The sequence below is a fragment of the Kitasatospora sp. NPDC048298 genome (assembly GCF_043201465.1).
GTDB lineage: Bacteria > Actinomycetota > Actinomycetes > Streptomycetales > Streptomycetaceae > Kitasatospora.
In genome coordinates this window covers 1-18,345 of record NZ_JBICYZ010000034.1, presented here as the reverse complement: position 1 = coordinate 18,345, position 18,345 = coordinate 1, and the positions used below count along the sequence as shown (strand labels likewise).

The window sequence follows — 18,345 nt, the reverse complement described above, 5'->3', positions numbered from 1 at the left end:
CCGCCTCCGCCCTCGTTCGTCGAGGGGCCGAGGAGGTTGCCCGCCACCGAGAGCGCGCCGCCGCAGGCGAGCAGTACCGCGGCCAGTACGGACAGCCCGACGGAGGCGCGCAGTGCCCGGGGTGCCGGGGTGCGCGGGTTGGTGTCCATGGCCGGTCAGTCCACGTATTCCTGGGCGACCTGGACGTACTCGAAGCCCTTGACGTCGGTGGCGATCTGCATCTGACCGGTCTGCGAGGAGGCGATCAGGGTGTTGAGCAGGCCGGTGATCGCCCCGCTGAGCGCCGACTCGGTGTCCGAACCGTCGGCGATGAACAGCGCCTTGGTCGCCACCTCCTTCAGCACCTCGCGCCTGGCGTCGCCGAAGCCGTAGGCGATGACGTGCGGGTGGCGCGGCCAGTTTCGGTCCACGAGCGTGCGGAAGGAGTCCCGCCACCTCACGTCGGTCGGGGCGCCGTCGGTGAGGAAGAAGATCGCCGGCCGGAGCACGCTGTACTGCTGCGCCCGCAGGGTGCTGACGTCCTGTTCGATGCTCTGCCGCAGCTGGTCGAAGGCCTTGCCGTACGCGGTGCCTCCGCCGCAGATCACTTCGGGCATGCTCGGGACCTGTTCCATGTCGGACATGGGGATCACCACGTGCACGTCGGTGGAGAAGGCGATCACGCTGACCCTGGCGAACTCCGAGACGCGCGGGTTGGTCGCCAGGTTGTAGTGCAGGCGCGAGAGGGTCGCGTTGAGCACGGACTCGTGCGGCTTCATCGACGAGGAGGCGTCGATCACCACGTAGGTGGGCAGGCAGAGTGACATGGTGTGCACCTCTGGGCTAGTGGTTGGAGGCGATGACGATGGCGATGGCCAGGGCCACGGCGAGGACGAGGGCGAGCACCCAGGTCCACTGGGTGGACGAGCCGGTCGTGGGCTTCTGCTTCTCCTCGACCGTGCCGATGCGGTCGGCGGCGGTGACGGTGACGGCGGGGGACTTCGGATCCGTGTACGGCGTGGGCTGAGGTGACGTCATTGTCGGCTGCACCGGCGGCAGTTGGGGCAGCGGTGTCCGTGTCGGACGCGGCACGGCCCTGAGGTAGGGCCCGTTGTTCAGCGACTGGTTCAACTGGGCGGCCGCGGGCCGGCGTTCCCGGTCCGCCGCGAGCAGCATGTCCAGCAGGACTTCGGAGACGGCGGGCTGGTTCGGCCACTGGGACGTGGCGACGCCGTGGAAGGTGCTCGCGTCCCGCCGGCCGGTGAGGCATTTGGCGACGAGCAGGGCGAGCCGGTAGCGGTCGGTGTACTGGTCGGCGTCGGAGCCCGGTGGTGTGAGCGGGTCGGCCCAGTTCGGCTGGTGGATGTCGGGCATCTTCTTCGGCTGGCAGCCGTCGACGTCGATCAGGTAGACGGAACGCCCCTCCGGGCTCCAGAAGGCGTTGGAGAACGACCAGTCGGAGTAGACCAGGCCGAGGCCCTCCAGGATCGCGGCGAGTTCCGTCAGTCGGCGGCAGGCCGTCAGCCGGCCCTCGAAGCCGGGGCTCGGCAGGCCGATGCCCCGGATCGACTCGTCGGACTTCGCCAGCCAGTCGATCTCCAGGAACCGGCGCTCGCTGAACTTTCCGCGCCGCAGCTCGGACCGGTACTGCTCGGGCGCCATCGGGATCACGCACCCGACGGCCGGGTTGCCGGGCTCGTGGATCCGGGCCGCGGGCCAGCACGTTCCGGCGTACAGGGCCGCCCGTTCCGCCGCGGGCAGCGTGTCCGGAGCCGAGATCAGCAGGTCGATCCGGCGGCCGTCCTCCTGGCGCAGGCCGGGCCGGTAGAGCTTGGCGAGCCAGCCCGGGTGGCCCGTCAGCGGCCGTACGGCGATGGCCTGGCCGTTGTGTTCGGAGATCGGGTCGGCGAGCGGCCCGAGGTCGGCGAGGGCCACGGTCCTCGGCAGCGTCCAGCCCCGGGGGTCCACCGCCGGGGCGCCGTCGCGCGCGTGGGGAACGGAGTCGGTCATTTCCCCCTGCCGTTCCACACCACGACGGCGGTGCGGTCGTCGAGGCACTGCGGTGCGTCGTATCCGACGTCGGCGGTGAACCGGGTGGCCGGGACGGGCGCGCGCCAGGCGTTGGCGAAGTAGTCGTTGACGTTGCCCGTCGGGTCCGCCCAGGCGTCGCCGATGCCGTCCGTGACCAGCGCGAGGGCGGCACCGGCCGCCAGGGTGAGGTACTGGTCCACGGCCAGGTGCGGTGTGTCCGGCAGACGGCCGGCGACCTCGTTGGAGACCACCGCGGCCGCGCGGTCCTTGGCTTCGCCGGCGGAGAACTGCCACCGTGGGACGCGCGGGTCGAGCGTCCAGGCCGAACTGTCACCGAGCCATCCGACCCATGCTCGGGCCACGCCGTTCGCGTCCGGTTCGGCGATCACCGCGGTGATCAGCACCGTGGCCAGGTGCGAGGTGCCGACCTTGCGTTCGGCCGCGTGGGCGGCGATCGATTCCGCGATCCGCCGGTACAGCGCCTTGACGTCGAGCCGGTCGAAGCCGACCGTCTCGATCTGCTCGCGCAGCAGGGTGACGGCCTGGCTGGAGGCCGCGGTGGCTCCGACGTCGGACCAGGCCGCGCTGGACAGGCCGTCGGCCACGGCCACGATCGCGTACCGGCTGTCCGGGCTCCGCCCGATCCGGTAGGAGTCCTGTCGCGGCTCGGCGGGCTGTCCGCAGCGGTGGCCGGGCCCGACGACGGAGGCCGCGCGGAGGGTGAGGGCGCCGACGGTGGCTTCGTCGGCGGCGATCCCGTTCTGCACGGTGCGGTCCGGCAGCAGCCAGGGGTAGCCCTGGGCCCGCGCGCCGTCGCCGAAGCGGGGCACGCTCAGGTCGGTCGGCCTCTCGCGCAGGAACGGCCGGGGCCTGCCGGGTTGGGCCGTCGGCGCCGCCGGTGCCACGGGTGCCGCGGGTGCCGTGACGAAGCGGCAGCCCGGGGCCGTCGCGTCGGGCCGCGGCTCCCGAACGAGCCGGGACTCCCGTTCGGCCCGGTCCCGCTGCCGGGCAGGCGCCGCGGCGGCCTCGGACCCCAGCGCGGCCGCCGCGCCGACCACGCCCACCGCCGCGAGGGCGAACGCCTCCACCAGCCAGCCGTAGTGCCGGTGCGGCGTGCTGACCTCGGCAAAGGCGCCGATGACGACGGCCGCGACCAGCCCCGCCCGCACCCAGCCGTCCGTCAGGCCGTCCCGCCGGCCGTCGCCCCCGCTCACGACCGTTCCTCACGATCGCGGGACCTCGGACCGGAGGCGAAGTGCTGGTCACCGTGCTGCACCGCGAACACCTCGCCGGAGCCGGTGGCGGAGTTGACCTGGACCGCGACGTCCGGCCGGTGCGCGGTCCGCAGCGTCACCAGGGCCATGACGTCCTGGGCGAGGGCCGGGTCCCGGTCGAGCAACTGGAACAGGGCCTCGGTCCAGAAGTCCACGGCCTGGGGGTCGACCGCTCCCCTCGTGGCCGTCGACCCCCACTCCAGCGCGACGGCGAGTTCCCTGCGGCGGCTGCCGTGGGCCCGGGCGATGAGGCCGCTCATCAGTCGTTTCGCCTCGTTCCACGCATCGGTGCCCATCGCGGACACCAGAGCCGTGGCTCCGCTCGCGGCCAGTTCGGCGAGTTCCTGGTTCATCGACGCTTCAGCCCCGTTCGTTGTAGCGGATGTGTTGACCACCTCGGCCGACGGCGAAGACCGTGCCGTTCCCCGTGGCCCGGACGAGCTGCTCCACGCTCCGCGGCTCGGCTTCCGCCCCCCGCTCGCGGGAGCCGGGTTCCGGGCCGGGACCGCCGTGCGGCCCGACCGGGCTGCCCGGGTACCAGAGCCAGGCCGGTGCGGCGTACTCCTTGACCCGGACCTCGGTCGCGGTGAAGGCCCCGGCGTCGAGCCCCTCGTAGCCGTGCCCGACCGTCTCCTCGTAGTAGTGCCGCGAGAGCATCGCGGCCACCGGGGTGCCGTCCGGACCGGCCAGGGCCGCGTGCCGCAGCGGGGGCGAGTCGAGCAGCCGGGCGAGCGCCTCGAACGGGGTGCCGGAGACGGTGCCGTCCGGATCGAGCCGGACCTCCCCCGCGTGCGCGGCGGCCCGTACCCGCAGCCGGGTCACCGGGCCGGCGTGCCGGTTGTGCTCGCGGATCCGCGAGCACAGCTCCGGCAGCAGCGGGACCAGCAGTCCGGCCTTGGGCAGCCCGGCCGGGGCGACGAGCCGGCAGCCGTCGCCGGTGTCCACGTACGCGAAGTCTCGCCGGTCCAGCTCGGCGACGCCGAGGGCGCCGAACAGCGCGGACCGCAGCACACCGCGGATCTCCTGCAGCGGCTGCTGGCCGCGGCCCGCGGAACCCGCGATGTCGCAGGCCAGCAGGGCTCGGTACTCGTACCTCGGATTCACATTCCCTCCGCGATCACGACGGGGGCCGGCAGTTCGAAGACCGAGCTGCCGTCGACACCGGATTCCCGGCGCCGACACGATGGTTACCGAGACCGTAGAGGAGGGGTCCTCGGGTAGACCGGCTACTAATACGGCTTGTCCGGCTTCGGCCGGACGAGGAAGAGGGGTGACCGATGGGCAACACACGGATGCGCGGGGCCGGGGCGTACTGGCCGCCCGCCGGGCTGCTCGGCCGGGTCGGCGAGGCCGATCGCCGGGTCCTGCTGGGGCTCGGCCACGGCGTGGTCTACCCGGCCGGTCAGATCACCATCCGCGAGGCCGACACCTCGGACTTCGCGCTGCTCCTGATCGGCGGCACGGTGAAGGTCACCGCGCACGCGCAGGACGGTCGGGAGGCGTTGCTGGCCGTGCGGATGGCCGGGGACCTCGTCGGGGAGCTCGCCGGGATCGACGGTCAGCCGCGCGTCGGCACCGTGACCGCCTGCGGTCGGGTGCTGGCCCGCTACATCCTGCCCTCCGAACTGGTGGCGTGCACGAAGCAGCACCCCGCCATCGGGCTCGCGCTCAACGCGAGCGTGGTGGCCAAGCTGCGCACGGCGACCGGCCGGATCGTCGACTTCACCGGTTGCGACGTGCTCGGGCGACTGGCCCGGATCCTGCACCACCTTGCCGTCACCTACCGGCGCCCCGGCCGCAACGAGGCCCAACTCCCGCTGTCACAGCCGGAGATGGCCACCCTGGTCGGCGCCGCGGAGTCGTCGATCCACAAGGCCCTGCGGGTGCTGCGGGAGTCGGGCGCGATCGTCACGGGCTACCGCAGGATCACCATCCTCGACCTGGACCACCTCGCCCGGATCGCCGCCGCGGCCGAGCCGGCCGGTTCACCGGCGATCCCACCAAACACGTAAAAGCGCCGGGTTTCGATGACGGGCCGGCGCCAGCATGACCGAGTGCCGGAACCCGAGCGTTGGAGAGGACCGGGAAAACAGATGCCAGAGAACAACGGTGCTCCGGACGGCTCCGTGCGGACCCGGGCCGGCGACGTGTCCGGAACGATGATCGTTGGCAACCGGAACACCGTGACCAACCTGAACATCACCGCCGGGAACGGCTCGTCCGTCACCGTGAACGCGGGGCCTCCGCCGGACCCGGTCAAGCGTCAGCCGATCTCCCACCTGCCGCGTTCCGCCGGCGATCCGCTGATCGGCCGGGAGCGGGAGGTCCGGGTCCTGCAACAGGCCGTCGGCGAGCGTCAGTTGGTGCAGATCTGGGGCACCTCCGGGGTCGGCAAGAGCGCGCTGCTGCGCCACCTCGCCCGCACCCTGCCGCGCGGTCCCGAGGGCGCGGCCTACATCGAGGCCGGCGGACGGACGGCCGACGACCTCGCGCAGGCGATCTTCGACATCAGCTTCGACGCGCCGAACTACAAGCCGTCGCTGGAGGTGCTGAAGGAGCACCTGAAGACCCTGCGGCTGCGGATCTACCTGGACGACGTGGGACTCGACGAGAAGGACCTGCACCGGCTCTTCGACCTGGCCGAGCACTCCACGTTCGTCTTCACCTCGCAGCACCGGTCGTCGGTCGCCGGCGTACACACGATCCGACTCGACGGACTGGCGACCCCCGCAGGGGTGAACCTGGTGCAGACCGTCCTGGCCCGGGGGCTGCGGCCCGACGAAGCACGGACCGTGACGGCACTGTGCGACGCCCTGCACGGCAATCCGCTCCGCCTGCGCCGCATCGCCTTGTCGGCCGCGACCGGCAGGGGCCTGCCGGGCATCGCCGACCTCCCCGCACTGCTTCCCGCGCTGCTCAACAGGCTGAAGCCGGAGGAGCGCGACCTGCTGCACCTGCTCGGCTCGCTGTCGGGCGCCGAGTTGGCCGCACGACAGCTGAACACCCTGCTCGGCCGCACGGACACCGAGGCGCTCGCCGACGGCCTGGTGCGGCACGGTCTGCTGGTCGCCTCGGAAACCGGCTACGGGTGTCCGCCGGACGTCGCCCAGTGCGTGCTCGGCAGCCGGATGACGCAGTTCCCCGCCGCGCCGCTCTGCCGGGCGCTCACCGCGTGGGTCGAGGCGCGGGAGACCACCCCGGACGAGGTCGCGGCCCACTTCCAGGCCCTGGACGTCGCGGTGCTGGGGGCGGAGAGGAGCGGACAGGCACAACTCGGCGTGGCGCTGGCCCGGGCCGCCTCGCCGAAACTGGCGCTCTCCCGGCAGTTCGACGCCTGGGGCACCCTCCTCGGAGCCGGCTGGGCCGCCGCGAAGAGCGCGGGGGACAGCGCGGGCGAGGAGTTCTTCCTGCGGGAGGCGCGCACCCGCCGCAAGGCGATCGGCCGGGCGGCGCTGACGACGGCCCTGGTCCTGGAGGCGGGGGTGCTCTGGCAGGAACTCGCCGCCCTGCAGGCGCACTCGGCGGTGCACCAGGCCGCCGCCACGGCGGTGACCGGCGCCGTGCCGTCGGCCGCGCCGGTCGCTCCTCTTGCGCCGGCACCCACCGTGGTCAACCCGCCGGTGGTGACTCACCCCGTGGTCGGCCCGACGCCCGTCACGCACCCCGTGGTCGGCCCGACACCCGTCACGCACCCCGTGGTCGGCCCGACGCCCGTGCAACCGCCGAGCACACCGAACGTGATCGACCTGTCCCAGTCCGCCCAACCGCCCCTGCCGTCCTCCCCCATGCCCGGCGCACATGCCGCCTCGCAGCCGACCCCGCCGAAGATCGACCTCTCGGGCACGCACAACTCCGCCGCCCAGCCGACGCCGCCGAAGATCGACCTCTCGGGCGCACACGGCTCCGCCTCGCAGACGACGCACGCCGTGAACACCACCACGACCGGCACGACCGGCGCATCCCACACGGCGGTCGCCACCGCCGGGGCGGCCGCTGCCAAGGGCGGCGTGGCCCTCGTCGTCGCCTGCGTGATGGGCCTCGCAGCCGTGCTCGGCGTGGGCGCCATGGTCTACGCCGCCAAACAGTCGGACAACGCCGTCGCGACCAGCTCCGTCGATCCCGTGTGCGCAACGGCGATCCCGGCCCTGGCACGGGAGACCCAGCAGTACAACACCGACAGTGCCGCCACGTCCAGCGCCATGGACTCGTACAACAATGCCGTGCGCGCGTACAACGCAGGACGGACCTCCACCAGGCCCGACGACAGCGCGGTGAAGTCCGCCGTCAATGCCGTCCTCAACGACCTGCGCTCTCACGAGTCCACGCTGCAGGGAGCCATGTCGCAGGCGCGGGACAGATCCGTGTCGTCCGACCTGAGTCGCATGCTGACTTCCCGCCAGGAGGAGGAGAGCCGGTACCGCTCGTTCCGGGACCACCCGTCCGGCGCCACGATCGACACGACGAACCAGGCGACGGCATACAACTCTGCCTGGCGCAGCCTGGTAGCCCACTGCCGAGCCTGACCCCACAAGACCGACCGAGAGAGGCCGACCATGCCTGCGGAATCCACCCCCGGCGACATCCACACCGGAGACGTCTCCGGCACCTTCATCATGGGCGACAACAACCACGTGACGAACACGACGCACCACCCCGAGCAGCCGCAACCCCGCCCGCGCCAGCAGAACTCGGCGGAGGATCAGGCCGCCGTCTTCGCGGTGGAGCACGGCACCATGCACGTCACCTACAACACCGCACCCGCACCCGAGCCCGGGTCCGGGGCGGAACGCTGACGAACACGTGCCTGCCCCGGTCGAACGATCGACCGGGGCAGGCGTCCCGTCCTCGGTTCACCCCCGGTCGTCGGCCAGCAACTCCAGGTCCTGGGCGTTGAGTGTCGCCGTCCTCAGCAGTTCCCTGATCAGGTTGACGCTGAGCATCGACCCGACCGGCTCGCCGACCTCGTCGCGCGTCAGTCCGCGCACGCCCCGCCGGCGCAGCCGCTCGCGTACGTCCTCGACCGTGTTGGCGACCGACTTGTGGGTCCAGGACTTGGTCACGTGGGGCGAGGCGTTGACCAGCCGGGCGGTTTCCTCCCAGGCCGAGGGGAGCGGGAAGGCGTCCTGGCCCTCCAGGTAGCGCCGGGCGAGCGCGGTGAGCACCAGTCGCTCCTGCAGGGAGAGCACGTAGACCGTCTCGGGGGCCGCGGTCTCGGCGCCGCTCGTGGAGCGGGGCTGCGGGTCGTCCCCGTCGACGACGCGGACCTCGACGAGGTGGGACCGGCGCTTGGACGAGTTGATCACCAGTGGGGTGTATCCGGGCCCCATGACGCGCTTGTGGCCGGTGAGCATGAGCACGCCGTCGGGCAGTTCGATCGGCAGGTTGCCGGTGTTGATTAGCCACCAGTCGCCGTCCGCGTCGGCGCGGGTGAAGACGCCGTGCCGACGGCTGACGGTCGGGTCGTCGACGCCGACCGGTACGTGGACGTCCTCGCGGTCGCGCCCGAACAGCAGGGTGTACCGGCGCGGCGGCACGGCGTAGCCGCCCTCCGGGCCGAGCACGAAGATCGTTCCGGGTGGCGCCGAGGGCACCCCGTCGGAAGGGCTGCCCGGCGGCAGCAGCTGGGGTGGGAAGTCTCCGTACGCCATCTCACATACCTCCGTCTCGGATCGCGCCAGTGTAGGAGCGCAGCGAGAGGACCGGTCCTCCTGCGGGCGTGCGCTGTACCGGGCTCAAGGATCTGTCAACTCCGGTTGCCCCGCGAGCACTTGCTCGATAGCCTGCCCGCCGTGAGCACGATCCGCCGACAAGTCGCTGCGATCGACAGCATGATCGCCGAACCACTCGGCCCGGGCGATCCGCAGGAGATCGGCAGTTTCGGCATCATCGGCCTTCTCGGCACCGGTGGCATGGGCGAGGTCTACCTCGGGGTCTCGGACAGGGGGTACGCCGCCGTCAAGCTAGTCCGGCCGCGGCTGGTCTCCAGCGAGCGCTTCGAACGGGAGCTCGGCATCCTCTACCGTGTGCCGTTCGGCACCGGACCGCGGGTGCTGGCGAGCGACTCCACCGCGGAACGCCCGTGGTTCGCCACCGAGTACGTCCCCGGGCTCACGGTGGACGAGGCGGTCCGGCTGCACGGCCCGCTGCCCGCCGAAGCGCTGTGGCTGCTGCTGGCCGGAACGGCGGCTCAACTGCGGGCCGTGCACGCGTCCGGGATCGCGCACCGCGACATCAAGCCCGCCAACGTCATGCTGGTGCGCGACGGCGTGAAGCTGATCGACTTCGGCATCGCGCGCGCCGCGGACCAGGCGAGGCTCACCCGGAGCGGTGCCGGCTACGGAACGCCGGGCTTCTCGGCGCCGGAACAGCAGGCCGGGGAGGAGGACGTGGCGGCGCCCGCGGACGTCTACGCGCTCGCGGCGCTCCTGCTCCACGCCGCCTCGGGTCGCACGCCCGGCGCCGTCCCCGACGTGGAGCCGCTGCGCGCCCTGGACGCCGACCTCGCCGCGCTCCTCGCGCCCTGTCTCGCCACCGACCCCTGTGCACGCCCCTCCGCCGACGAGATCGTCCTGGCGACCCACGCGCACCGACTCGTCCCCACCGCGTCCTGGCCACCCGAGGTCGGGTCACGCATCGACGCGCGACGTGCCTTCGCCGAGACACCGGTCGGCAAGCTGGAGACCGTCCCGCCACCGGATGCGAGCGCGGCCGCCGAACCCGACGTCGGGACCGCAGCCCTCGCAGCACCTCGCCGCCGGCGCAAGCACCTCGTCCTGCTGCCGATCGCCGCGACGATCGCCCTCGGCGCGGTCGCGGCGTTCGTCCTCAACCCGTTCGCCTCCTCGCAGCACCACGACACGCAGGTGTCCGGTGGTGTCCCGGTCAGCGCCGAGCCCTTGGCCGGGACGACGTACGGGCCCTCCGCGAGCCCCAGTGCCCCGGTCTCCGCCACCGCCACCGCCACCGCCACCGCCGAGCCCTCTCCTCCGCCGTCGACCGCCCCGGCCGGCACGACGGGGACACCCTCCCCGAGCCTGAAGCCCTCGGCCCTCTCCACCGGCAAACCCGGCCCACCCCCGGGCACCCCGCCGGGCACGGCCTCCGTCACCCCCTCGGCGGCCTTTCCCAGCCCGACCTCGTCATCGATCAGCGGCATCAACGGCAGCGAGGACCCGGCACAGGTCAGGGGCTCCGAGGCGGACACCAGTTGGCTCGGCAACGACGCCGCCTGCTCCGCCTGGCTGGACGACAACGGCTCCGGCTCGCTCGCGGGCGTGCTCAACACCTCCCTGTACCAGAGCTGTGTCGCCGAACTCTTCCGCAGCGACGGCATGGCCTACACCTTCGGCGCCTCCTGGGGCGCCGCGAAGACGAGCTTCGTCCCGGTCTCCGGCTACACGATGTGGATCTGCGTCCGGAACGCGAACAACCAGTCCAGCGAGCAGTGCTCCGCCCGCTTCGGCATGAACGGCGTCACCCCGGTCCGCCGGTGAAGCGAGGTCGCCGCAAGGAGCACCGCGGTGTCGTTCCCCGGGGTCAGACGGGCGGCAGCAGATCGCTCTCGCTGATCGCGTGTACGTCAGCGGGGGGTAGCTGAAGTCTGGGCTTTACCCCAGGTCGCGGGGTCGCCGAAGACGAACTCACCGCCGTGCTTGGGTGGCCGGCCTCCAGCCGGGTGGGCCGCGGCGAACTGAGCGCGGGTGGGTGCCGGACGACGCATCACCCGGTCCGAGCGGAGCCGTCCCAGGACCTCGACGGGCAGACCGGCCAGCAGGTGGGCGATCCGCGCGTCGTACCCGGCGTCCATGACCACGAGGACTGGCGGGTCACCCGGCTTCCACTGCCCGGCCTCGATCAAGCGGCTCACCACGTCGCGGAGCTGGGCGGCGGTGACGGCAGCCAGGTCGGCGCCGGGCCCCAGTCGCACTGCGTCCAGGATCGCGGTCCAGGAGGTCCGGCCGGTCTCAAGCGCGACGACGAACGAGTACGGCCTGCCCGGGATCATCTGGCGCTTGGCCTCGACGCGGCCGTAGGTATGGCAGAACGAGCGGTCGGGGCAGGTCCCAGCGTCGGGCCGCAGCCAGGGCGAGACGTCCACCGCTAGGACCAGGCGGCCGTCGACGGCGCGAGGCAGCGGCAGGCCCGCCAGCGTGCGCCGCAGTCGGCTCGCGTCCAGGCCGCCCTTGTTCAACGCGCCGTAGAGGGCTCCGTGCCCGCGACGGTGCTCCGGCGCCAGTGCCAGGCCGACCAGGGCCTTCACCGAGCCGTCGGTGCACAGCAGCGCGTCGGTGAGCTCGAACAACGCGTCGCGCCGTCTGGTCAGTCAGTCGTAGAAGTTGCCCCGGAAGCGTGACAGTTCCGCGAACGGATCGCACTGCCCGTCTTGTTCCGCCACAATCACCAGTACGGCCTTCGCGTCAAGTCCTGTGTCTCTTGGTCGAGTTCAGGATCACGCGAAGGCTGCTCTCGCGTCTCGTGAACACCCGGACGAGTGATCACAGAGTCCGCCTGTTCGAGTGGGTGCAGCTCCCCTCAAGGGAAGGCTTGTGTAGCTGCGGTGCGTGAGCCGGGCCAAAGGCACCACCCCGTGATCACCGTGCTGCACTCTCGCGTTGCTCAAGCCATTCGAGGTACCAGGTGCGGAAGGTGTGGGGGTTGCCCTTCGCGTCAAGGTACGGCTCGTAGGGCGGATTGGTTTCGCAGTCCCGGTCGCGCAGTTCGCCGCGGTGCGGGCCGACGATGATGAGCCAGCCGGTCATCCCGCAGCCGTTGTCGCTGATGAGGACCGCGCCCCGGTCTCGTTCCAGGTGCCAGGCCTCTTCGCCGGCGTCGCCGAAGGCCTCGCGGTAGTCGTCCAGGTAGTCGGTGTCCTCGTCCTGGGTTGTGGGTTCGTACCCGGCGGCGCGAAGGGTCGCTCTCTGCTGGTCGGCCCAGCCGTCCGTCTCGACGAACGGCCCGCTCGGGTCCAGCATCCAGTGATGCCCTGCGGTGTCCCAGAGCCATCCCCATGTCCCGTCGATCCGGCACAACGGCGAGAGGCAGCCTGGCCCGGGGCCGCCGGCCCCGACCTCCGCCAGGAACGTGCGGTACTCCTCGGGGAGCGTGACACCGAACTGCGCTTCTGCCTCGCCGATCTCAGCGAGTGTCAGGACTGGTTCGAACAACGAGTGGGACAACGGCTCGCGGCCACGCGCCCGACGCTCGGCCTCCTCCATGGCAATGACGCGTTCCCGGACTCCGGACCAGTCCACGTGCGTGTTCACGGCTCTCCTATCAACGGCGAGCACGGACACTAGTGTCTGCAGCCGACATCCGACCTCCGTTCGGGCTGACGCTTCAGTTCCCGCGTGGCCTTTCCCTTCAAACGATCCGCACCCTGTTCGAGCCCGTTGGATAAATCACAAGTTGAGTACCTGCTTCTGATCCCTCATTCTGACTGCCTGATCACAAACTCATCAGCTCCGTCAGCGAGGTGATCACCCGGATACCGGCGTCCACGGCACCTGAGTCTCCGGAAGCCGAGCGGTCCAGCCAGATGGCCTGCAACCCCGCGTCCCGCGCCCCGACCGCGTCCTTTTCGTAGTCATCACCCACGTAGGCCACCTCGGCGGGCGCCAACCCGAGGGCGTCGCAGCCCGCCAGGAAGATGCTCGCCGCCGGCTTGGCGGAACCGTGTTCTTGGGAGCAGACCAAAGGCTCCGTAAAGTAGCCGAGCAGCCCGATCGAATCCAGCTTCGCGCGCTGGTGCGCGGTCACCGAGTTCGACACGACACCGAGTCGGAATCGACCCGCCAACGCGCCCAGTGTCGGCTGAGCATCGTCGAACGCTCGTCGGATCGCGTCCCTTCGCAACGCATAGCTCGCGAACCACGCCGTAGCCGCCTCGTCCGTCAACTCAAGTGCGCCGACCACCTCGGCCTGTGCGAGAAATCGCCGTATCCGTGCGGCCTTCTGGGCGGCGAACGTCAACTCGCCGCTCAGGAACCGCGGGTACTCGTCCTCCCTGACTTCCCGCCACACACGCAGCGCCTCCGCTGGCGACGCGAACCGGTCGGAGAGCCCTTCGGCCACCAAGTGCTCGTGAAGACCGACCTCCTCGGCCTCCTCGTACGCGTACAGGGTTCCATCGACATCGAACAGCACTCCACGGATGGTCATGCCGATCATTCTGGCGGGCAACGCCGATCCAAAACAGTTCCGTGATCAAGAGTGACCTCCGAAACAGGCTCTGAGTGGGCGTTTTGTTAGCTCTGCTCCTACATACAGCTTTCATCCCTATCTACTTTCGTGACGCTATGCCTAATAGGAGGAGATTGCTCCGCCCTCGATCGCCGACTCAGCTGTCCGTCTCATCCGCTTCTGGGCTTTGAAATCCGTCTGGTCTAAAGATGGCATAGAAACACTCAGTGGCAGCGGAACCGAATCTTCCGCCGCGTCCATCTCAACACTGTGGCATGAGCCAGCGGAAGCCGTACCCCAGTGACCTGTCCGACGCCCGATGGGCCTTGATCGAACCGAAACTGACGGCCTGGAGGAAAGCTCGGCTCGATCGCCGGCCCACCGGCAAGCCGGCCCAGGTCGAACTGCGCGACGTCTTCAATGCGATCCTCTACGTCAACCGGACCGGAATCCCATGGAAGTACCTTCCGCATGACTTCCCGAACCACTCCACCGTCTACGCCTACTACGCGGCCTGGCGTGACGAGGGAATCCTCGCGGAACTCAATTACGACCTGACCGGCCTGGCCCGCGTGAAGGAGGGGCGCAAGCCCGAGCCGACCGGGTCCGTGATCGACACCCAGAGCGTGAAGACCTCCACCAACGTTCCTCTGACCAGCCAGGGAACGGACGCCGCGAAGAAGATCGTCGGCCGCAAGCGCGGCATCCTCACCGACACCATCGGCCTGATCCTCGCCGTGGCCGTCACCGCCGCGAGCCTGTCCGAGAACGCCCTGGGCATACAACTCCTCAACCAGGCCAAGAAGACCTACCCCAGCATCACCAAAAGCTGGGTCGACACCGGCTTCAAGAACGCCATGATCGAGCACGGCGCCGGCCTCGGAATCGACGTCGAAGTCGTCACCAGAAAATCCGACGTCCGCGGCTTCCACGTCGTGAAAAGACGTTGGGTAGTCGAACGAAGTCTGGGATGGCTCATGCTGCGTCGCCGTCTCGCTCGCGACTACGAGACCCTGCCAGCCAGCTCCGAAGCCATGATCCACATTGCCTCGATCGACAACCTCACCAAACGCATAACGGACGAGACCACACCAACCTGGCGAGGAACCTACTAGAACATAAAGGGCAATCCACTCACTTCAAACGCCCTCTCAGAAGAGGGCAGAACCCGAAGACTGATCACAACATCACACAGGCCCTAGTACTCCAGCTGCAACACCGTTGATTTAGCGCTTTGATCTGGCCTTCAAGCCTTCTTCCATCACCGTGACCTCGACTTCGAGGGTGTAGTGCTGAGCGGTGGCAGGGTGCTGGAGGGAGTTCTTGCTGTACTTGCTGGTCGGGTTCTTCCGGGTGCGGGCCTTGGCTCGTTGGCGGCGGCGGGCGGGCAGGAGGTTCTCCAGGACGAGGCGGCCGATCGTCCCCACCAGCGTGACCTTGCGTGGGAGAACCCCACTGGCGGTGGTGACCTGGTCGCGAGCGGCTTCCAGGGCAACGGTGAAGCTGATTCGGTCGCAGTCCAGACCCGGTCGGCTGGCCGCGGCGTCGGCGGTGATCCGCACGAGCGCCTGATAGACGGTCAGCAGGGCATACACCTCCTGGTCGATGTCCTCCGGGCGGTGCGAGCGCAGGACGCGGCCGTCCAGCATGGTGGCCTTGATCGAGAAGTAGGTTGTCTCGGCCTGCCATCGTTCGTGGTAGAGAGCGACCAGTTCGCGGGCGGGATAGCGGGTGTGGTCCCTCAGGCTGGTGGCCAGGCGCCACTGCTCGCGGCGGACCGTACCGTCCTGGTAGGTCACGATGATCCAGGCCTCGACGATCCGCACCGGCAGTTTCCCCATACCGAACGTCGACAGGTATGAGCCGTCGGGCAACCGCCTAATGATCAGCGGGATGCGCCTGGCCCCGGAGCGGCACAGGAACTCGGCACCGGTGGAGCGGAGTTGGAGCAGGAGAGGCCAGCCGTCGAAGCCGGTGTCCAGCAGCACGAGCATCCCGTGCGTCACCCGGTCGAGCAGTCGTTCTGCGTATGTGGTCTCGCCCGCGGTCTCCGGACCGAAGGCAGTGGCGAGCACGGCGCGGGTGCCGCACTCGATGAGCGTGAGCAGTCGCAGCAGCGGGTAGCCGAACTGGACGTCCTCGCCTTTGCGCTTGCGCTTGGCGTGCAGGGCGGTGATCGGCTCGCTGTCGGGCAGGTGAAGGCTGGTGCCGTCGATGGCGACCGTCCGCAGACCCCGCCAGAAGGCGCCGGGAGTCTGCGGTTGGGCCACCGGGCCGGCCAACACTTCGAACAGTGCTTGGAACGGTGCGGCTCCCACTCGACGACGTGCCCGGCACAGCGCGGAGGTGCACGGCCGCGCCAGGGCCAGAGCGTCCAGGCTCGCGACGAGCTTGCCCCAGACCGCCCGGTAGCTGCACCGCTCGAACAGCGCCAGCGCGAGGACGAAGTACACCACCACCCGCGACGGCAGCAGCCTGACCCGCTTCTGGACGGTCCGGGTCTCCTCCAGCACCGCGTCGACCAGCGCGAAGTCCACCACCTGGGTCAACTCCCCGAGATGCCCCGGCGCGAACATGCCCTTGGCTACAGCAATCTCCCGCGTGATGACAGAATGCTCCTGCAACGGAACTCCTTGATCAACTCTCTTGGTCGAAAGTTGATCTACAGGGGTTCCGTTGTGTCGTTCAACCCCCTTGACACGTCACCGCCGAGCCAAACTCAACGGTGTTGACTCCAGCTGTAGATCGTGATCTTGGTCGAGTGTCAGGTTTCGGTTGAACTGATTTCTGCCCTGGTGGGGCTGGCCTGATGGGCTTGCTGTCCCAGCTGGACTGGTCAATGGGGGTTGTTGGCGCCGTCCGAGCCGTAGAAGCGGCCCTGTTCGCACAGGGCGTCAATCTCGGCGTTCTCCTCCTCGCTCAGCTGCGCATACAGTGCGTCATCGATGACGCGTCGGGCACGAGCCAGCCGCCGAGCGACATCCCAGTCCGCGACGAACTTGCCGACGGTGTACTCGTCGGCAGTTCCGGACGCCTGGCGGGACCCGAGTCGGTCGAGGGAAACCACGAACTCGTTCAGGTCCTGCAGGACTGCGACGACCTCGTTGAGGGGCATGCGGATGTCTCGGGACAGCATCTCCATCGGCCGATCAAACTCCAGAGTCGGGGCTCTGGTCCAGAGCCTGATCGTGCTGGTCGGGGCCGGTCCGGGAACGGGTGCGGCCACCGTTGATCATCGTGAGTTGTGTCGACAAACGAAGATCAGCCGGTGGCCGTGAGCCACAGCGTAGACCCTGCCCGGTGGCAGTCAGTATTCGAGGGCATGATGGCGCGGGTGGCGGGCCGGTTCGCCCGGGTGGAACCGCGTCGCCGAGCGCGGGCCTTCGTGCTGGGCCTGCTGGCGGACCTGCCGAGGAAGAACTGCTGGACGATCGCCGAGCATGCCGGTGACGCGAGTCCGGCCGGTATGCAGCACCTGCTCGGCCGGGCCTCCTGGGATGCCGACAAGGTCCGTGACGACGTACGGGACTTCGTGGTCGACCACCTCGGCGACGAGAACGCGGTGCTGGTCGTGGACGAGACCGGGGACCTGAAGAAGGGCACCGCAAGCGTCGGTGTCCAGCGCCAGCACACCGGCACCGCGGGCCGGATCGAGAACTCCCAGGTCGCCGTCTACCTCGTCTACGCGACTTCGGCCGGGCACGCTGCCATCGACCGCCGGCTCTACGTCCCGCGCTCGTGGACCCAGGACCCCGACCGGTGCCGCGCGGCGGGCATCCCCGACGACCTCAGGTTCGCGACCAAGCCCGCCCTGGCCACCGAGATGATCGGACAGGCCCTGGACGCCGGTGTTCCCGCCCGATGGGTCACCGGCGACGAGGTCTACGGCGGAGACCCTCGCCTGAGCGCCGAGCTGGAACAACGTCAGATCGGCTACGTCCTCGCTGTCTCACGCAAACGGCCGACCACCACCCGCGCGGGCGTCTTTCGAGCCGGCGTGCTGGCACACGGCCTGCCGAAGAACGCCTGGCAGCAGCTGTCCGCAGGAACCGGAGCCAAGGGCCACCGCTTCTACGACTGGGCCCAGGTCGACATCGACAACCCGCCAGGCAGCACGGGCCATCGATGGCTGCTCGTCCGACGCAACCGGCGCACCGGCGAACTCGCCTACTACCGCTGCTACTCGCCCCGTCCGGTCCCGTTGTCCACGCTGGTCAAGGTGGCGGGTCGCCGCTGGACGGTGGAGGAGACCTTCCAGGCCGCCAAGGGCCTGGCCGGACTGGACCAGCACCAGGTCCGCCGCTGGGCCTCCTGGCACCGCTGGACCACCCTGGCCATGCTCGCGCACGCCTTCCTTGCCGTCACCGCCGCCATCGAACGCGGCACGACCACTGCGGACACCGAACTCAGCCCGCTGACTTGCAACGAGATCCAACGACTGTTCGCGGCCCTGCTCGCCCAGCCTGTCCGCGACCTCGCTCACCGACTGCGCTGGTCTGCCTGGCGACGTCTACACCAGGCACGCTCCCGCACCAGCCACTACCAGCGACAAGCTGCCCAACAACCATGAAGATCACGATCTACAGCTGGAGTACTAGTACTGCAACGGTCCTTACTGTGACGAGGCCTCAGCTCTTGGGCTGTGGCCTCGTCTCTTGTAGTGGCTGATCCGGGCCTGGTGCTGGCGTCGGCGGCGCCAGCGGGACCAGTGCAGGACGTGGGCGATGCTGCGGCGGACTGGGCGGGTGAGGTGGGTGACCAGTCGGCGGATTTCGGGGACGGTCAGAGGTATCAGGTCTGGCGTTCGATCTGGTCCAGCCCCTTTTCGAGCTGTCCGGCCCGTAGGACGGTGAGGTAGGCGTGGGCGGCCATGGCGAGGGTG

16 protein-coding genes and 1 pseudogene are annotated in these 18,345 nt (G+C 69.9%); 6 read left to right on the top strand and 11 right to left on the bottom strand.

The window, feature by feature from the left end:
- Positions 1 to 155: 155 nt before the first annotated feature.
- From ACGF0D_RS24245 to ACGF0D_RS24225, 5 genes are read right to left on the bottom strand one after another with little or no spacing between them, the layout of a single operon-like run.
- On the bottom strand, positions 156 to 806 hold the full coding sequence (locus tag ACGF0D_RS24245; RefSeq protein ID WP_392919476.1) for a VWA domain-containing protein: 651 nt from the start codon (positions 804 to 806) through the stop codon (positions 156 to 158).
- Between the two features lie 16 nt (positions 807 to 822).
- Positions 823 to 1,989, bottom strand: coding sequence for a hypothetical protein (locus ACGF0D_RS24240; RefSeq protein WP_392919473.1), 1,167 nt, complete (start codon positions 1,987 to 1,989; stop codon positions 823 to 825).
- Positions 1,986 to 3,224, bottom strand: coding sequence for a protein phosphatase 2C domain-containing protein (locus tag ACGF0D_RS24235; protein WP_392919470.1), 1,239 nt, complete (start codon positions 3,222 to 3,224; stop codon positions 1,986 to 1,988). The genes ACGF0D_RS24240 and ACGF0D_RS24235 overlap by 4 nt, the downstream gene beginning before the upstream one ends.
- Complete coding sequence (locus ACGF0D_RS24230; protein WP_392919467.1) at positions 3,221 to 3,637, bottom strand: hypothetical protein; 417 nt, start codon at positions 3,635 to 3,637, stop codon at positions 3,221 to 3,223. The genes ACGF0D_RS24235 and ACGF0D_RS24230 overlap by 4 nt, the downstream gene beginning before the upstream one ends.
- Positions 3,638 to 3,644: 7 nt before the next feature.
- Positions 3,645 to 4,388: a hypothetical protein gene (locus ACGF0D_RS24225; RefSeq protein WP_392919465.1), complete on the bottom strand. Its 744-nt coding sequence runs from the start codon at positions 4,386 to 4,388 to the stop codon at positions 3,645 to 3,647.
- A gap of 173 nt (positions 4,389 to 4,561) precedes the next feature.
- Here ACGF0D_RS24225 and ACGF0D_RS24220 point away from each other — a divergent pair, with 173 nt between their 5' ends.
- The 3 genes from ACGF0D_RS24220 (at position 4,562) to ACGF0D_RS24210 (ending at position 8,077) form a co-directional block, all read left to right on the top strand.
- Entirely contained in the window at positions 4,562 to 5,296 is a 735-nt protein-coding gene (locus ACGF0D_RS24220; RefSeq protein WP_392919462.1) for a Crp/Fnr family transcriptional regulator, read from the top strand.
- Positions 5,297 to 5,377: 81 nt separating this feature from the next.
- A complete protein-coding gene (locus tag ACGF0D_RS24215; RefSeq protein ID WP_392919459.1) occupies positions 5,378 to 7,807 on the top strand; it encodes a hypothetical protein in 2,430 nt (809 codons plus the stop codon).
- 30 nt (positions 7,808 to 7,837) lie between these two features.
- Positions 7,838 to 8,077, top strand: a complete 240-nt coding sequence (locus tag ACGF0D_RS24210) for a hypothetical protein (RefSeq protein ID WP_392919456.1) — start codon at positions 7,838 to 7,840, stop codon at positions 8,075 to 8,077.
- Between the two features lie 57 nt (positions 8,078 to 8,134).
- Here ACGF0D_RS24210 and ACGF0D_RS24205 read toward each other — a convergent pair whose 3' ends face one another.
- Entirely contained in the window at positions 8,135 to 8,932 is a 798-nt protein-coding gene (locus ACGF0D_RS24205; protein WP_392919453.1) for an FHA domain-containing protein, read from the bottom strand.
- Between the two features lie 141 nt (positions 8,933 to 9,073).
- Between ACGF0D_RS24205 and ACGF0D_RS24200 the strand changes: the two genes are divergently transcribed.
- Entirely contained in the window at positions 9,074 to 10,777 is a 1,704-nt protein-coding gene (locus tag ACGF0D_RS24200) for a serine/threonine-protein kinase (RefSeq protein ID WP_392919451.1), read from the top strand.
- 110 nt (positions 10,778 to 10,887) lie between these two features.
- Here ACGF0D_RS24200 and ACGF0D_RS24195 read toward each other — a convergent pair.
- The 3 genes and pseudogenes from ACGF0D_RS24195 to ACGF0D_RS24185 form a co-directional block, all read right to left on the bottom strand.
- Positions 10,888 to 11,607: pseudogene (locus tag ACGF0D_RS24195) on the bottom strand (transposase); the annotation flags it as partial.
- A 268-nt stretch (positions 11,608 to 11,875) separates the two neighbouring features.
- Positions 11,876 to 12,547 (bottom strand): SMI1/KNR4 family protein, encoded by a 672-nt coding sequence (locus ACGF0D_RS24190; RefSeq protein WP_392919448.1) that lies wholly within the window; start codon positions 12,545 to 12,547, stop codon positions 11,876 to 11,878.
- A 181-nt stretch (positions 12,548 to 12,728) separates the two neighbouring features.
- Positions 12,729 to 13,442: an HAD family hydrolase gene (locus ACGF0D_RS24185; RefSeq protein ID WP_392919445.1), complete on the bottom strand. Its 714-nt coding sequence runs from the start codon at positions 13,440 to 13,442 to the stop codon at positions 12,729 to 12,731.
- A gap of 296 nt (positions 13,443 to 13,738) precedes the next feature.
- On the opposite strand from ACGF0D_RS24185, the gene ACGF0D_RS24180 reads away from it, so the two are divergent.
- Positions 13,739 to 14,578, top strand: a complete 840-nt coding sequence (locus ACGF0D_RS24180; protein WP_392919442.1) for an IS5 family transposase — start codon at positions 13,739 to 13,741, stop codon at positions 14,576 to 14,578.
- Between the two features lie 111 nt (positions 14,579 to 14,689).
- On the opposite strand, the gene ACGF0D_RS24175 is transcribed toward ACGF0D_RS24180, so the two are convergent.
- Together ACGF0D_RS24175 and ACGF0D_RS24170 are read right to left on the bottom strand one after the other, a co-directional pair.
- Positions 14,690 to 16,087, bottom strand: a complete 1,398-nt coding sequence (locus ACGF0D_RS24175) for an IS4 family transposase (protein ID WP_392919439.1) — start codon at positions 16,085 to 16,087, stop codon at positions 14,690 to 14,692.
- Positions 16,088 to 16,299: 212 nt separating this feature from the next.
- Entirely contained in the window at positions 16,300 to 16,605 is a 306-nt protein-coding gene (locus tag ACGF0D_RS24170) for a hypothetical protein (RefSeq protein WP_392919437.1), read from the bottom strand.
- 183 nt (positions 16,606 to 16,788) lie between these two features.
- On the opposite strand from ACGF0D_RS24170, the gene ACGF0D_RS24165 reads away from it, so the two are divergent.
- A complete protein-coding gene (locus ACGF0D_RS24165; protein WP_392919623.1) occupies positions 16,789 to 18,033 on the top strand; it encodes an IS701 family transposase in 1,245 nt (414 codons plus the stop codon).
- Positions 18,034 to 18,345 lie beyond the last annotated feature (312 nt).

What these genes read in the sequence shown, in the direction of transcription:
- ACGF0D_RS24165 (WP_392919623.1), top strand. Translation starts at nt 16,789, where the DNA reads ATGGCGCGGGTGGCGGGCCGGTTCGCCCGGGTGGAACCGCGTCGCCGA.
- ACGF0D_RS24230 (WP_392919467.1), bottom strand. Translation starts at nt 3,637, where the DNA reads ATGAACCAGGAACTCGCCGAACTGGCCGCGAGCGGAGCCACGGCTCTG.
- ACGF0D_RS24210 (WP_392919456.1), top strand. Translation starts at nt 7,838, where the DNA reads ATGCCTGCGGAATCCACCCCCGGCGACATCCACACCGGAGACGTCTCC.
- ACGF0D_RS24220 (WP_392919462.1), top strand. Translation starts at nt 4,562, where the DNA reads ATGGGCAACACACGGATGCGCGGGGCCGGGGCGTACTGGCCGCCCGCC.
- ACGF0D_RS24170 (WP_392919437.1), bottom strand. Translation starts at nt 16,605, where the DNA reads ATGGAGATGCTGTCCCGAGACATCCGCATGCCCCTCAACGAGGTCGTC.
- ACGF0D_RS24245 (WP_392919476.1), bottom strand. Translation starts at nt 806, where the DNA reads ATGTCACTCTGCCTGCCCACCTACGTGGTGATCGACGCCTCCTCGTCG.
- ACGF0D_RS24240 (WP_392919473.1), bottom strand. Translation starts at nt 1,989, where the DNA reads ATGACCGACTCCGTTCCCCACGCGCGCGACGGCGCCCCGGCGGTGGAC.
- ACGF0D_RS24215 (WP_392919459.1), top strand. Translation starts at nt 5,378, where the DNA reads ATGCCAGAGAACAACGGTGCTCCGGACGGCTCCGTGCGGACCCGGGCC.
- ACGF0D_RS24185 (WP_392919445.1), bottom strand. Translation starts at nt 13,442, where the DNA reads ATGACCATCCGTGGAGTGCTGTTCGATGTCGATGGAACCCTGTACGCG.
- ACGF0D_RS24180 (WP_392919442.1), top strand. Translation starts at nt 13,739, where the DNA reads ATGAGCCAGCGGAAGCCGTACCCCAGTGACCTGTCCGACGCCCGATGG.
- ACGF0D_RS24205 (WP_392919453.1), bottom strand. Translation starts at nt 8,932, where the DNA reads ATGGCGTACGGAGACTTCCCACCCCAGCTGCTGCCGCCGGGCAGCCCT.